The organism is Acinetobacter sp. 1130196, assembly GCF_000588095.1.
GTDB lineage: Bacteria > Pseudomonadota > Gammaproteobacteria > Pseudomonadales > Moraxellaceae > Acinetobacter > Acinetobacter nosocomialis.
Map to the genome: position 1 here is coordinate 22065 of NZ_JFWX01000019.1, position 15040 is coordinate 37104.

15 protein-coding genes are annotated in these 15040 nt (G+C 41.7%); 8 read left to right on the top strand and 7 right to left on the bottom strand.

Translation table 11 applies throughout. The features are described from left to right. Positions 1-41 precede the first annotated feature (41 nt). The 4 genes from J671_RS14990 (at position 42) to dnaJ (ending at position 6004) form a co-directional block, all read left to right on the top strand. Positions 42-1148 (top strand): efflux RND transporter periplasmic adaptor subunit, encoded by a 1107-nt coding sequence (locus tag J671_RS14990; protein WP_004885065.1) that lies wholly within the window; start codon positions 42-44, stop codon positions 1146-1148. Next, entirely contained in the window at positions 1145-4270 is a 3126-nt protein-coding gene (locus tag J671_RS14995; RefSeq protein ID WP_004885063.1) for an efflux RND transporter permease subunit, read from the top strand. The genes J671_RS14990 and J671_RS14995 overlap by 4 nt, the downstream gene beginning before the upstream one ends. Positions 4271-4409: 139 nt before the next feature. Beyond that, the gene (locus tag J671_RS15000) at positions 4410-4787 is read left to right on the top strand and encodes a hypothetical protein (protein WP_002053984.1); all 378 of its coding nucleotides are present in this window, start codon (positions 4410-4412) and stop codon (positions 4785-4787) included. Between the two features lie 104 nt (positions 4788-4891). Next, positions 4892-6004: a molecular chaperone DnaJ gene (gene dnaJ, locus J671_RS15005; protein ID WP_001119029.1), complete on the top strand. Its 1113-nt coding sequence runs from the start codon at positions 4892-4894 to the stop codon at positions 6002-6004. A 113-nt stretch (positions 6005-6117) separates the two neighbouring features. Here the strand turns inward: dnaJ and J671_RS15010 are convergent, their stop codons facing one another. Then, entirely contained in the window at positions 6118-6483 is a 366-nt protein-coding gene (locus J671_RS15010; RefSeq protein ID WP_004885061.1) for a hypothetical protein, read from the bottom strand. 184 nt (positions 6484-6667) lie between these two features. Between J671_RS15010 and dapB the strand changes: the two genes are divergently transcribed. Then, positions 6668-7489, top strand: a complete 822-nt coding sequence (dapB, locus tag J671_RS15015; RefSeq protein WP_002053870.1) for a 4-hydroxy-tetrahydrodipicolinate reductase — start codon at positions 6668-6670, stop codon at positions 7487-7489. A 51-nt stretch (positions 7490-7540) separates the two neighbouring features. After that, positions 7541-8194 carry an START domain-containing protein gene (locus J671_RS15020; protein WP_004885059.1) on the top strand — a complete coding sequence of 218 codons (654 nt, stop codon included), beginning with the start codon at positions 7541-7543 and terminating at the stop codon, positions 8192-8194. A gap of 40 nt (positions 8195-8234) precedes the next feature. Here J671_RS15020 and J671_RS15025 read toward each other — a convergent pair whose 3' ends face one another. Both J671_RS15025 and dkgB read right to left on the bottom strand, forming a co-directional pair. Then, positions 8235-9425, bottom strand: a complete 1191-nt coding sequence (locus tag J671_RS15025; protein WP_016804288.1) for an MFS transporter — start codon at positions 9423-9425, stop codon at positions 8235-8237. A gap of 4 nt (positions 9426-9429) precedes the next feature. Further along, positions 9430-10233, bottom strand: a complete 804-nt coding sequence (dkgB, locus tag J671_RS15030) for a 2,5-didehydrogluconate reductase DkgB (protein WP_004885055.1) — start codon at positions 10231-10233, stop codon at positions 9430-9432. A 120-nt stretch (positions 10234-10353) separates the two neighbouring features. On the opposite strand from dkgB, the gene J671_RS15035 reads away from it, so the two are divergent. Further along, entirely contained in the window at positions 10354-11256 is a 903-nt protein-coding gene (locus J671_RS15035) for a LysR family transcriptional regulator (protein WP_031982746.1), read from the top strand. Here J671_RS15035 and J671_RS15040 read toward each other — a convergent pair. Beyond that, a complete protein-coding gene (locus tag J671_RS15040) occupies positions 11240-11614 on the bottom strand; it encodes a hypothetical protein (protein ID WP_004885051.1) in 375 nt (124 codons plus the stop codon). The genes J671_RS15035 and J671_RS15040 overlap by 17 nt on opposite strands. 90 nt (positions 11615-11704) lie before the next feature. Between J671_RS15040 and J671_RS15045 the strand changes: the two genes are divergently transcribed. Beyond that, positions 11705-13129 carry a PLP-dependent aminotransferase family protein gene (locus J671_RS15045; protein ID WP_031959804.1) on the top strand — a complete coding sequence of 475 codons (1425 nt, stop codon included), beginning with the start codon at positions 11705-11707 and terminating at the stop codon, positions 13127-13129. Positions 13130-13131: 2 nt separating this feature from the next. Here the strand turns inward: J671_RS15045 and ahr are convergent, their stop codons facing one another. From ahr to J671_RS15060, 3 genes are read right to left on the bottom strand one after another with little or no spacing between them, the layout of a single operon-like run. Further along, the gene (gene ahr / locus J671_RS15050) at positions 13132-14160 is read right to left on the bottom strand and encodes an NADPH-dependent aldehyde reductase Ahr (RefSeq protein ID WP_004885048.1); all 1029 of its coding nucleotides are present in this window, start codon (positions 14158-14160) and stop codon (positions 13132-13134) included. 38 nt (positions 14161-14198) lie between these two features. Further along, positions 14199-14759 carry a DNA-3-methyladenine glycosylase I gene (locus J671_RS15055; RefSeq protein ID WP_004711326.1) on the bottom strand — a complete coding sequence of 187 codons (561 nt, stop codon included), beginning with the start codon at positions 14757-14759 and terminating at the stop codon, positions 14199-14201. Between the two features lie 30 nt (positions 14760-14789). Then, positions 14790-15035: a hypothetical protein gene (locus J671_RS15060; protein ID WP_001287365.1), complete on the bottom strand. Its 246-nt coding sequence runs from the start codon at positions 15033-15035 to the stop codon at positions 14790-14792. Positions 15036-15040: the final 5 nt, after the last annotated feature.

A 15040-nucleotide genomic window follows, 5' to 3' on the forward strand; every position in this document is an offset into this window, starting at 1 on the left:
ATTGTGCCTTAAAAAATCAGTTTGAATAAGAGCGATAAGATATGAATCTGTTAAAACCTCTCATCATGAGTATGGTGATTGTTTGCACGGTCACATTAATGGGGTGTAGTAAAGAGGCACCCAAAACAGAAGAAATACCCTACGTGATGGTAACGCAGCCTTCGACCACACTAAACGAATTAAAAAGCTATGCAGGAGATGTACAGGCTCGACAACAAACTGCCTTGGCATTTCGAGTAGGTGGACAAGTTACGGCTCGCTATGTCGATGTAGGTGACCGAGTTAAAGTTGGACAAGTTTTAGCGAAACTCGATGTAGCAGATGCACAGTTACAATTAAATGCGGCCAAAGCTCAATTACAAAATGCACAGGCAGCAGCGAAAACAGCATCAGATGAACTTAAACGTTTCCAACAATTATTACCTGTAAATGCAGTTAGCCGTTCACAATTTGATACGGTAAAAAATCAATACGACGCAGCGCAAGCAGCGTTACAACAAGCCCGCTCTAACTATGAAGTTTCTGCAAATCAAACTGGTTATAACCAACTTATTTCTAATAAAAACGGAGTGATTACCGCGCGTAATATTGAAATTGGACAAGTCGTTTCAGCAGGACAAGCAGCTTATCAATTGGCTATTGATGGCGAACGTGAAGTGGTTATAGGCGTACCAGAACAAGCAGTTACCGAGATCAAGGTTGGTCAAGCAGCTTGGATTACCTTGTGGTCTAAACCGAATGAAAAATTTGCCGGATATGTACGTGAAGTTTCTCCAGCGGCTGACCAGTCTCGTACTTTTACAGTCAAAGTAGCACTCAAAGAAGGCCAATCTGCTATTCAGCTTGGACAAAGTGCTCGGGTATTTTTTAGCTCGACTCAAACCAATGTCATGAGTGTGCCACTTTCGAGTGTTTCTGCCACAGATAATCAGCCCTATGTATGGGTCGTAAATGCAAATCAAACTTTACGCAAAGTACCTGTAACCGTGGGAGCTTATGGCCGAGACAGTGTGCCTGTATTAACGGGGTTAACACCAAATGATTGGGTTGTGATTGGTGGTGTCCATTTACTACGTGATAAGCAGAAGATCCATCCGATTGACCGTGAAAACCGCGCGGTGAAAATTCAGGGGGCAACAAAGCCATGAAATTCAATCTCTCGGAATGGGCACTGAACAATAAAGGTATCGTCCTTTATTTTATGTTGTTGCTTGCCATTATCGGTGCAATTTCCTATTCCAAATTATCTCAAAGTGAAGATCCGCCATTTACCTTTAAAGTGATGGTTGTCAAAACATTCTGGCCTGGAGCGACTGCCAAAGAAGTTTCAACGTTAGTGACTGATCGTATTGAAAAGGAACTGATGACAACTGGGCAGTATGAAAAGATTATGGCCTACTCCCGTCCAGGTGAGTCGATGGTTACATTTGTTGCTAAGGACTCGCTCACTTCTGCACAAATTCCTGATGTTTGGTACAACGTTCGTAAAAAGGTTAATGACATTCGTACTGAACTGCCAAGTGGTGTACAGGGTCCTTTTTTCAATGATGAGTTCGGGGATACTTTCGGTAATATTTATGTACTGACAGGCAAAGACTTTGACTATGCACTTCTCAAAGAATATGCAGATCGTTTGCAATTACAACTACAAAGAGTCAAGGATGTTAGTAAAGTTGAATTGATTGGCTTACAAGATCAAAAAATCTGGATTGAGATTTCAAATACAAAAGCAGTCCAACTCGGTATTCCTCTTTCTGCAATTCAAGAAGCCTTACAAAAGCAAAATAGTATGGCAAGCGCAGGTTTCTTTGAAACCGGTACAGACCGTATTCAAATACGTGTAAGTGGGCATTTAAACAGCGTTGATGAAATTAAAAAAATTCCTTTATTAGTCGGCAATAAAACCATCCAGCTTGGTGATGTTGCTGATGTCTACCGTGGTTTTAGTCAACCGGCTCAGCCACGTATGCGTTTTATGGGGGAAAATGGTATTGGTCTCGCCGTGTCTATGCGTAAAGGCGGGGATATTATTGCCTTGGGCAAAAATCTAGAGTCCGAATTTGCCCAGCTCCAAAAAACCTTACCTTTAGGCATGAAACTACAGAAGGTATCTGATCAACCTGTAGCAGTACAACGTAGTATTCATGAATTTGTAAAAGTACTCGCTGAAGCAATCATTATTGTCTTGTTAGTGAGCTTTTTCTCTTTAGGTTTCCGTACCGGATTGGTAGTCGCTTTTTCCATTCCTTTAGTTTTAGCAATGACTTTTGCCGGCATGAATGTATTCGATGTCGGGTTACATAAAATTTCTCTCGGTGCTCTGATTTTAGCTTTAGGTCTACTGGTTGATGACGCCATTATTGCAGTCGAGATGATGGCAATTAAGATGGAACAGGGCTATAGCCGAATTAAGGCTGCTGGATTTGCATGGAAAACAACGGCCTTTCCAATGCTGACAGGAACATTGATTACCGCGGCAGGTTTTTTACCTATCGCTACGGCACAGTCCAGTACGGGTGAATATACACGTTCAATCTTTCAGGTGGTGACCATTGCCTTATTGGTGTCTTGGGTTGCTGCAGTTTTATTTGTGCCTTATTTGGGTGAAAAACTACTGCCTGATTTTACCAAGACTGGGCATCAAGCTCCTTGGTATGTTCGTTTATGGGCAAGATTAACGAAAAAACCGCAACCACAAACGATCGAGATTTCACAGGACCATCATTACGATCCTTATCAATCTAGTTTCTATTTACGTTTTAGGAAAATGGTCGAGTTTTGTGTGACCTATCGTAAGACTGTAATTGCGACAACGGTTGGGATATTCGTGCTCTCTGTACTGATGTTTAAAATGGTTCCTCAGCAGTTTTTCCCGCCATCAAACCGTACCGAAATTTTAGTTGATCTAAAACTTGAAGAAGGCGCTTCTTTAACTGCTACAGAACAAGCGGTGAAAAAGGTTGAACAGTTCCTGTCTAAACAAAAAGGTATTGATAACTATGTGGCCTATGTGGGTACAGGCTCACCACGTTTTTATTTACCGTTAGACCAGCAATTACCACAAGCGAGCTTTGCACAGTTTGTTGTTTTAGCGACCTCACTTGATGACCGTGATGAAATTCGTCGCTCGCTAGAAACTCAAATTAAACAGTTGCTCCCACAAGTTCGTACCCGTGTGTCATTACTGGAAAATGGTCCGCCTGTAGGTTATCCATTGCAGTATCGTGTGTCAGGTGAAGATCTCAATCTGGTACGTAAAGAAGCACAGCAGGTTGCGAAGGTGATTGGTGAAAACCCAAATACTACCAATGTACATTTGGACTGGGGTGAGCCGAGCAAAATCATTGCGATTCAGATTGATCAAGATCGTGCTCGACAAATGGGTGTCTCAAGTGTGGATTTGGCAAACTTCCTGAATGCTTCAATTACAGGTAGTGCGATTGAACAGTATCGTGAAAAGCGTGAGCTGATCGAAATCCGTTTACGTGGTGATCAAGCTGAGCGTGTTGAAGTCGCTTCTCTTGCAAGTTTAGCAGTCCCAACTGCAAATGGTACGACAGTGCCTTTAGCTCAGATTGCTAAAATTGAATATAGATTTGAAGATGGCCTGATCTGGCATCGTAACCGCTTACCAACAATTACCGTACGTGCAGATATTCGTACCAAATTACAGCCAGCGACTGTTGTTGGCGAGTTAGCCGAATCAATGGATAAGTTACGTGCTGAGTTACCAAGTGGTTACCTCATTGAAGTGGGGGGAACTGTCGAAGAGTCAGCACGAGGACAAAGTTCGGTCAATGCTGGTATGCCATTATTTTTGGCAGTGGTCATGACATTACTCATGATTCAGCTTAAGAGTCTATCGAGAGCAACTATTGTATTTTTGACTGCACCATTAGGTTTAATTGGAGTAGTTTTGTTCTTACTTTTATTTAATAAGCCATTTGGTTTTGTGGCTATGCTGGGAACCATTGCTTTATCCGGAATGATTATGCGTAACTCACTCATTCTGATTGATCAGATTGAACAAGACCGGCAAGCAGGGCATCCAACATGGGAAGCGATTATTGACGCAACCGTACGCCGTTTCCGTCCAATTATTCTGACAGCCTTGGCAGCGGTATTAGCAATGATCCCACTTTCACGAAGTATTTTCTTCGGTCCAATGGCCGTTGCAATTATGGGTGGACTGATTGTAGCCACCTTGCTGACATTATTTTTCCTGCCTGCATTGTATGCTGCGTGGTTTAAGGTGAAAAAAACAGCATAAAATACATAAATTTTTTGTGAATAAAGGTGCGAAATATTGAAAACTCCAATATAGTAGCACCTGTCTTTACACAAAAAATACAGGATTATTTCACTGCATAAAAAATAGGCACAGTGCAGTGAATTGAGGTGAAATACAGATGGGGCAAGACCATATCGAACAGCATCGCCGTTATATTGTGATTTCTTATGCGTTCATGTTTCTTGCATTGTTTACGGTTATTTTTGCGGCCTTTGCTTATCTGGTCGCTCGTAAAGTAGCTGTTGTGGATGATGCGGAAGTTTGGATTCATGCTCATGCGCTCTGGATTATGCGCAATGGTATTCTATTCCTCTTCATGTCAGTTTTTGCTGTTGTTTGGTTTATTCCTCTTTTCTTTTTTGCATGGAACAGTAACCTTTGGGTAACGGCATCAACAGTTGCTGGTGTTGTTTTTAGCGCTATTGCTTGGTTATTTTTATTAAATGCATGGTTAAAAGGCTTGTCTAAATATTTAAAAAATAAGGCAGTTTTTTAATATATCTGTTTTTTGAAAGTTTTCCCCTTGTAAATTCGGCTAAAGCCCCCCATTTAGTCGGCAATAGAGTATTGATAAAATTTCCGTGAGGAGCACCGCCAAACATGGCTAAACGTGATTATTATGAGGTTTTAGGCGTTTCAAAAACCGCAAGTGATGATGAGATCAAAAAAGCCTATCGTAAATTGGCGATGAAATATCATCCTGACAGAAACCCTGACAATGCCGAGGCTGAAGAAAAATTTAAAGAAGCTTCAGAAGCTTATGAGATTTTATCGGACAGCGAAAAACGCAGCATGTATGACCGTATGGGACATAATGCGTTTGAAGGTGGCTTTGGTGGCGCTGGTGGTGGCTTTGGCGGTTTCAGTGCAGAAGATATTTTTAGCCAGTTCGGTGATATCTTTGGTGGAGCGTTTGGTGGCGGCGGACGTCAGCAACGCCAACGTCGCGGTTCAGATTTACGCTATGTAATGGAACTTACCCTTGAGGAAGCTGTAAAAGGGGTTAAGAAAACAATTACCTTTACTGCTCCGGCACCATGTGACGTGTGTGATGGTAAAGGCTCTAAAAATCCAAAAGATGTGGAAACTTGTAAAACTTGTCATGGTTCAGGACAAGTGCGTATGCAGCAAGGTTTCTTCTCTGTACAACAAACTTGCGGCACATGTCGTGGCCAAGGCAAAATTATTAAGAACCCATGCCATGCATGTCATGGTTCAGGTGTAGCTGATCGTCAGCAAACATTAGAAGTCACTATTCCAGCGGGTGTCGACAACGGTGACCGCGTTCGTTTAAGTGGTAAAGGCGAGGCGATCCGTGATGGTCAAGCTGGTGACTTATACGTTGAAGTGGTGGTTCGTGAACACGAAATTTTCCAACGTGATGGCGCCGATTTATATATGGACGTACCAGTAAGCATTGCGGATGCTGCACTTGGTAAAGAAATTGAAATCCCAACGTTGGAAGGCCGCGTTAGCTTGAAGATTCCTGAGGGTACTCAAACAGGTAAATTATTCCGTTTACGTGGTAAAGGTGTGCGCCCTGTACGTAGCAGTATGGTGGGTGATCTACTTTGCCGTATCGTGGTAGAAACACCAGTCAACTTAACCTCTCGTCAACGTGAATTGCTTAAAGAATTACAAGCATCTTTTGATGGCGAAGACAGTGCCTCTTCACCAAAGAAAAAATCATTCTTTGATCGCTTATTTGATTAATGATTGATTAGATCAGAAATTAAAAAGAAGGCGGATATTCAAAAATATCCGCCTTTTTATTGCGCTGATTTATCTTATTATTGTTATTCTGCTTAAAAGAAAATGACTAGCGATTACTCTGTAGGATGAGCGACATCAATATCGTCAACACTTACAATAAGTTCGTTTGATGCAACTGGAGCTACTACAGCCTCGACAGTAGCTTGAGTCACTGGTTGTACAGCTACTTTTACTGTTTCTACTTCTGCGGTTTTTTCTTCAATGATCGGGTCGATATCCTCGACTTTAACTTCAGCATTAGTATTGCTTGCCAGACTTTTTTGAGGTGTAGGTGTTGCTGCCTGAGAATTTACATTTGTGGTAATGCGTGCTTTAGATAAGCTTTCTAGTGTGTCCCCAGGTTGGATTGCAGGTTCTGCAAATGCCACTGAACTCATCATCCCCATAACGGCTATTAAGCCCATAATTTTCGAATGCATGCTGAACTCCTTATAGTCATCTTTTTTTCATTCGTGGCTCAGTAGTGTGCAGATCAATTCTTTAACTTTTGTGAAAACTGTTTAAATTTCGGTTCATCTTAAAAAATATTTTTTACTTTTTATTGTGAGCAAAGAGTTTTGATATAGTAAGCCAATTACGTAAAACACAAGATTGGGAAGGATTATGTCAGCAGCTCCACGCATTGGTATTTTGGGTGCAGGCGGCCGTATGGGTCGTATACTTATTCAGGCAGTTCAACAAGCAGGTTATCAATTGGGAGCTGCTGTTGTACGCCCAGAAAGTACTTTAATCGGTGCTGATGCTGGTGAACTTGCAGGAATTGGTTCAATTGGAGTGAAGCTTACCGGAAGCTTGGCTGAGGTTCTTAAAGACTGTGACGTTGTAATTGACTTTTCGACTCCTGCTGCGACATCTGAGCACCTAAAGTTATGTCGTGAAGCTGGGGTAGCTATAGTGATTGGAACAACGGGTATGTCCGATGAACAAAAAGCTGAGCTTGATGAAACGGCAAAACACATACCTGTTGTATATGCGGCAAACTATTCTGTTGGCGTAAATGTATCAATCAAGTTACTTGAGCTTGCAGCAAAAGTATTTGGCGATACAGTAGATATTGAAGTGATTGAGGCTCATCACCGTCATAAAGTAGATGCACCATCTGGTACAGCACTCATGATGGGTGAGGCGATTGCTGATACTTTAGGCCGTAACTTAAAAGAAGTTGCTGTTTATGGTCGTGAAGGGCATACCGGTCCACGTGATCGCCAAACCATTGGGTTTGAGACCATCCGTGGTGGCGATATTGTTGGTGAACATACTGTCATGTTTATTGGTGAGGGTGAGCGCGTTGAAGTGACTCATAAAGCCACTAACCGTATGAACTTTGCTGCTGGCGCAGTACGAGCTGCTGCATGGGTTGTAGGTCGTGAAGCGCACAAATACGACATGAAAGATGTGTTAGGGTTGAACGACGTACAGGTGTAAACCATCTGTACACGTCCTATATGTGGCGAGAAAAACAAGATAGAGCAGAACATGAATAAAAAACAAATTGCTTTAACCACTCTTCTTTGCTTAAGCAGCCTCTGTGTAGGGGCTGCCCCTACAGACAAGGCTAAACTCAGTCTAGACCGTAATCATATTAAAGTCTGGACCTATCAAAAGGCCGATAATCCAGTCTTTCAATACAAAGCTGAAACAACCTTTGATGTACCCATTGAGCGTGCTGTTGCAGTAATTTTAGATGTAAATCGCGCAGCGCAATGGGTTCCTTATATGGGTAAAGTTGAAATGCTCTCTCAAGATGAGAAGAAGGGTGAATTTACTTTATATATGGTATTAGATTTTCCTTTTCCCCTAAAAGATCGCGATGTAGTCGTTAAAGGAAAAATGAGTAAAGCTGCTAATGGTGTTATTACGATTAAGAACACAGCGATTAATAGTAACTATCCGACTCAACCTGATGTGGTTCGTTTAACCCGTTATGAAGGTGAATGGACGTTCCAGAAATTAGCGAATAACAAAGTTAAAGTAACCACGAGTGGTTATGCTGATCCTGCAGGTTCAATTCCTTTAAGCTTCGTAAATATGTTTGTTCAACAGCAACCTTATCAGATGCTGCTTAAAATGAAGCGGGAAGTAATGAACCCGATTTATGAGCAACCTAAATTACCCGATATTTTAAAATAAGTAAGTGAAAAAAAGCGCCTGAGATCAGGCGCTTTTTTTATTAATCTGAACACTGTTGCAAAGCTTGTGTCGGGCTGCTTTCACGTTTGATTTGGAATAGAACCAGTAACAAACCTAACCCCGCCAATAATGCACCAGCAAATGATACTGCGCTATAACCCCAACCTAAATCGAGTACTAACGCACCTGCGGCGGCACCGACTGCGTTACCTAGGTTAAACGCACCGATATTTACTGAAGAGGCAAGCCCTGGAGCTTCGTGAGCCACTGACATGACACGCATTTGTAAGGGCGGTACTAAAGCAAAGGTTGCTGCACCCCAAATCACCAACGCAATGGCTGCTCCAATCTGGCTTTGGGCAAGAATTGGGAAAGTCACCATCATCACGATCAACAGCACCAAGAAACCAATCAGAGTTTTGTTGATGGACAAGTCTGCAAAACGGCCACCTAAATGGTTACCAATCGAGAAACCGACACCAATCAACACTAACATGAACGTAATGAAGGTCGGTGAAGCATGGGTAAACTCAGTCAAACTTGGCGCAATATAGGTATAGAGCGTAAACATTGCTCCTGCACCAAGTACGGTTGTGAGTAATGCAAGCACCACAGGAGTACGCGTTAATACCTTCAACTCGGCCTTTACATTAGGTTTTTGGGCAACCATACCTTGCGGTAGTGCTTTCCATAAAGCGAGCATAGTAATAACGCCGAGCACGGAGATTGCAAGGAAAGACATACGCCAGCCAATATTTTGCCCAACCCATGTTGCCAAAGGTACACCACCAATATTGGCAATGGTTAAACCCATAAACATGGTTGCTACAGCACTGGCTTGTTTGTGCGCAGGGACAATACTCGCTGCCACAACAGAGCCAATCCCGAAAAAGGCACCGTGGTTCAGGCTTGTAATGAGACGTGCACCTAATAAGCTCATATAGCTTGGTGAAAACGCTGCAATCAGGTTACCCACCGTAAAGATCGCCATCAAAAAAATAAGCGCATTACGTCGTGCAAAACCACCAAACCATAGGGTCATGAAGGGGGCACCGAGCATTACACCAAGTGCATAGCCTGTAATTAACATTCCGGCTGTTGGAATTGAAATACCTAAATCATGAGCGATATTCGGTAGCAATCCCATTGGAGAAAATTCCGTGGTACCAATGGCAAAGGCACCAATTGCCAAGGCCAATAACGAGAACGCCGTATTTGATTGAGTGTTCATGAGTTTAGTCCCAAACAGGTGCCCATGGCTCTGGGCTAACTTCACGGCCATTACGGTCGAGCTCAGCAATCATTTGCATTTCAGCTGAAGTTAACTCGATATCCTGTGCTTTTAAGTTGCTAATCAGGTTTTCACGTTTAGTCGAAGATGGAATAACTGCAAAACCACGTTGCAATGCCCATGCCAGTGCAATTTGTGCTGTTGACGCTTTATTTGCTGCCGCAATTTCAGCTAAAACAGGATCGTGAAGCACTTTGCCGTATGCAAGCGTCATGTATGAAGTGACATCAATATTCTTCTCTTGTAAGAAATTTACAAGTTTATGGTTTTGAAGATAAGGACTCAGCTCAATCTGATTTGTTGCAATATGCTCTACACCAATTGTGTCAATTGCTTGTTGAGTAAGTGCAATATTAAAGTTCGAAATACCAATTTGTTTGGTTAAGCCTTGTTGTTTTGCTTCAAGTAAAAGCTGCATGACTTCAGGAATCGAAACGCCTAAGTCCGGTGCTGGCCAGTGAATCAAAGTTAAATCGACATGGTCAGTACGAAGCTTTTGTAAGCTCTCTTTTAAGCTTGGAATAAACTTCTCTTGGGCAAAATTATCTACCCAGATTTTTGTAGTTAAAAATAAGTCCTGACGTGATACGCCACTTTCAGCAATCGCTTGACCAATTGCTGCTTCATTTTCATAAATTTGAGCAGTATCAATTGCACGATAACCGACATCTAGCGCATTTTTAACAGAATCAATCACAGCTTGTTCTTTAAGGCGGAAAGTTCCTAGACCAAAACGTGGGATATTCATGTATTCACCTGGAATTAAATAATTGTTTAACTTGAGATGCATTTTGCTTTTTTTATTGTTGCGAAAAAATAGATGAATAAGCAAAATATCTTTGAAGTTTAGTCAATAATAGAATAAACCATGAAATCAACAATTGAAGAACTTATTGCCTTTATCACAATTGTTGATACAGGTTCATTTGTGGCGGCAGCAGAACATTTAAAGCAAACACCTTCAGGGGGGAGTCGATCTTTAACACGTTTGGAAGCGAAGTTAGATGTAACATTGTTAGAACGAACAACGCGTAAACTAAAACTCACTCAAGAAGGGCAACAGTTCCTTACGAAGGCTCGAAAAATTTTAAATGAACTGAATGCGGCCGAAGAAGAACTACAAAAGTCTGATCAGGGGACTGCTGGCCTTATTCGTGTTGATTCCGCCACACCGTTTGTTTTGCACGTGATTGCACCATTAATGCATAAGTTTCGTGCGTGCTATCCCGATATTGAAATCGAGTTAAATAGTAATGATCAGGTGATTGACTTACTTCAGCATAAAACCGATGTCGCATTTCGATTTGGGGAGCTTAATGACTCTAGTCTGCACGCCAAATTGGTATGTAAGAGCCGTTTATATATTGTGGCAAGTCCTGACTATCTAGCTTTTAAGGGAACACCAACACAACCTGAAGAACTTAAGCAGCATGATTTGATTGGTTTTACCAGACCGACATATATCAATAGCTGGCCAATTAAAATCGGTGACGAATATTTTTTCGCACAAGCAAACATTAAAGCTTCTAGTGGTGAGACTGTGCGCCAGCTGACGATTAGAGGACATGGTATTGCACGGCTATCTGAATTTGAAATTTGGAAAGATATGGAAGAAGGGAGATTGATTACATTATTTGAAGATCAAATTGAACATCAATATCAAAGCATCCATGCTGTGTATTATCAACAAGAGCATCTACCAAAACGAATACGCTTATTTATTGAGTTTTTGGCAGAACAGTTAAAAGATGGTTTTAAAACCTGTCTCTAAAAGTTCCATAGATATCACTTGGAAAATGAACTTCTAAAATGGGAATTGTTTGTCCTTCTGCTGAATGTTGGGAAAGAAAATAGCTTTTTTGCTGGTCTCGGCAGCTAAAATATAAGTTCGAATAAACTGAATTCACCATGACAACTTCATTTGAGCTATTTCGTTTATATTGATAATGAGAAATCGCACTGGTCTCGTCATCAGTTCGCTGTTCCATTTTATAGTCTTGTTGGTTGGTCATTTTTAAATAACCTTCAATCAAACTTTGGCAAATCGTGTGTCTGTGCTGCTCATTTTTGGGCTGTGGTTGGCAACCTGCTAAAACAATAGTAAATAACAATATAGCTTTTAATTTCATTAGTTTGCTACTCTTTGAGTTGATTTCCATAGCCTAAAGGTGTTCTATAAATCAATACAGATACAGAAATTTTTAAAAAAGCAGCACAGAATGACTTTCCAATATCAGGTTCTTGCCAATCAGTTAGCACACCGTATTTATCAAGATGAACTGAAACCTCATCAGAGGCTTATTTCCTTACGAGATTTTGCCCGTCAACATGGTATTAGCTTAAGTACCGCAAAAAGTTGCTATGAATTGCTTGAGGCGAGGGGGCTTATTTATGTAAAGCCGAAGTCAGGTTATTTTGTGGTTGCTCGCACCCCATCTAGCCCTATTCCGGATAGTCCGGATTTCTTATCTTTGCCTCGGCATGTCTCAAATCTGGAACTGCATAACCAAATTCAGGAAGCTGCCTTACAAAGCCACCTTGTACCTTTAGGATCGATTCAGTTAACGCCCCACTTTATTCCTGTAGAGGGGTTACGTCGTTCTATTCAACGTGCTTTAAAAAATTGTCAGCCTCAAGATTTTCTTTATTGTAATAAACAAGGCCATGAACAATTAAGAAAAGCGCTATCTGATCATTGGCGTGAAGATGGTATTTATATCGCTCCGGAAGATATTTTTATTACCAATGGCTGTATGCCGGCTTTGTCTTTAATAATTCAGAAACTCACTGAAGTGGGCGATAGTATTCTTATACCTACACCCACCTACAATGGTCATTTACAGTTATTAGCAAGTTTAAAACGACAAATTGTTGAGATTCCGGCAGATCATCGTGGCATTGATCTTGAGCGCTTAGAGTCTTTAATGCAGCAAGGTTTGGTGAAGGTTTGCTTAATGACAGCCAACTATCAAAATCCATTGGGATATTGTTTTAGTAATGCAGAGAAACAGAAGATTGCTGAGTTAGCTGCAAAGTATCAGTGTTTTATTATTGAAGACGATATTTTTGGTGAATGTGGCTACAGTAGTGAGCGGCCATTACCCATTCGATATTGGGACCGTGAAGGTTATGTGGTTTGGTGTGGTTCGGTTTCTAAGTCCTTGTCGAGCGCATATCGGGTAGGGGGGTTTTGTTTAACAACAAAGCTAGAACATTTAAAACTTGAACTGCTGGTAAGTAATATTGGCGTGAATACACCCTTGCAGTTAGGTCTAGCTGATTTTATTTATAGTCGTGGTTATCGAGAGCATTTAGAGCAGTTAAGACCCAACTTGATGCGACAAGTCGAAGAATACCGTAGCTGTATTTTAAAAGCTTTTGAAGGTATACCAATTGCATTGAGCCAGCCCGAAGGCGGATATGCATTATGGATACAGTTACCTAAGAGTGTAGATAGTTTAGCGCTCTATTACACTGCTCAAGCTCAGGGAATTACGGTGGTACCGGGTCATGTTTTTGGTGAGGATGAACGCTATCGACATTTCATTCGTTTAAACGCAGGCCATGAGTTAACTGCCGATGTCCGCCAAGCAATTATGAGCTTGGCAGACTGGTCGCGACAACAGATGAAAACAGTGAGTTAGTTTTATTCTGCAAAGTCTGCTTTAAGCACAATACGGTAGCGTGCCTGACCTGAGTGTAGACGTTCAATTGCTTCATTGAGCTGTGACATTGGAAATAGCTCAATTTGAGGGGCAATTTTTTTGCGTGCGGCAAACTTTAAAAGTTGGCGTAGAGCAGCAGGTGAACCAGTAGGTGAGCCTGTTACTGATTTGGCACCATCAATAAGTGAGCCGACAGAAACAGGAACAGGTTCTAAAGTCAGCCCTAAGAAGTGCAACGAACCGTTTGGTGCTAACGTAGAAATAAAAGCTCGCCAATTTAAAGTCACATTTACGGTACTCAGCAATAAATCAAATTTACCTTTTTGAGCTTTTACCGCTTCTGTATCGCGGCTATTTACTACATGGTCGGCTCCCATTGCTTTGAGTTCTTCAGTTTTATCTGGGTTAGAACTAAAAGCAGTGATTTCACAGCCCCAAGCTTTGAGTAGCTTAATGGCGATATGACCTAAACCGCCAATACCAATCACACCCACATGATGCGTTGCTTGTATTTTGTGTTTGAGGAGTGGGTCAAAAACGGTAATTCCGCCGCAAAGTAGGGGACCAGCACTTTCAGCATCTAAATCATCTGGAAGGGGAATGGCCCATTGCCAGCCTGCACGGACTTTATCGGCAAAGCCACCTGCATGACCCACGATTGTTGCGACATTTTCGCCCGTACAAAGAACTTGCTGACCGCCAATACATTCATCACACGCTTGGCAACTTTCAGCAGTCCAGCCAATACCAACACGTTGCCCAATTTGTAAACCTTTGGCTTCTGAACCCAAAGCTACAATTCTTCCAATAATTTCATGGCCTGCAACTACGGGGTAGACGGTTGAGCGCCACTCATTGTTCAGAACTGAAATATCGGAATGACACAAACCACAGTATTCAACTTTTACTTCAACCTGATGTGGTTGTAATTCACCTGCATCAAATTGGTAAGGAACCAGTTTTTCACCTGCCTGCATTGCTGCATAAGCCTGAATCGTATTATTGCTCATCGGAAACTCCTTAAGCGGATTTGAACCGTTCTGGTGGGTTATGAAGCTTTAAATTGACAATCGTTTTCATGATCATTGACCATACCCACTGCCTGCATAAACGCATAGCAGGTGGTTGGACCAACAAATTTGAAACCATTTTTTTTAAGCGTTTTAGATAGCTTTACACTGAGCTCAGTTTGAGCAGGGGCCTTACGATAATCTATAACATCATTGTGCTGAGGAGTGGCATCTACAAACTGCCAAAGCCATGCAGGAACATCACCAACTTGGGCTTTAAGGGCTTGCCAAGCAATCGCATTATCGCGAATGGCTTTGAGTTTGCCTAAGTGACGAATTAAGCCTGCATCGGATAGTTTTTTTTCTAAAAAGTCATCCGTAAATGCGGCAATGTCAGCAATAGGATGATTAAAAAAGTGCTGGCGGTAGCTTTCTCTTTTTTTGAGTACGGTAATCCAAGATAGACCTGCTTGTTGCCCTTCAAGACAGAGCATTTCAAATAATCGGGCTTCGTTGTGTTCTGGTTTGCCCCATTCTTCATCATGGTAAGCAATATAGAGTGGATCGTTGGAACACCATCCGCAGCGTTGAATTTTCATGATGATGCTCCTTATATTTATCTTAGTATTTTAGAGTTTGAATGGTACCCATTCATTTGGGCGAGTATCCCAATAATATAGTTCGGCTTGGGTTAAGTCTTCAAACTTTAGCCAAAAATCTTTGCCGACTTTATCTGAAAAACCGGTACTGATCAGTAGGGCATCATCGCTGATTTCCATGATCCAGCCTTGATAGCTATTGCCATTTAGAATGATCTTTTGCTGGTTGCCAGACTCGGCAAACTCTACTAAGCGATTGATCAGCGCTTCCGACATAAAAT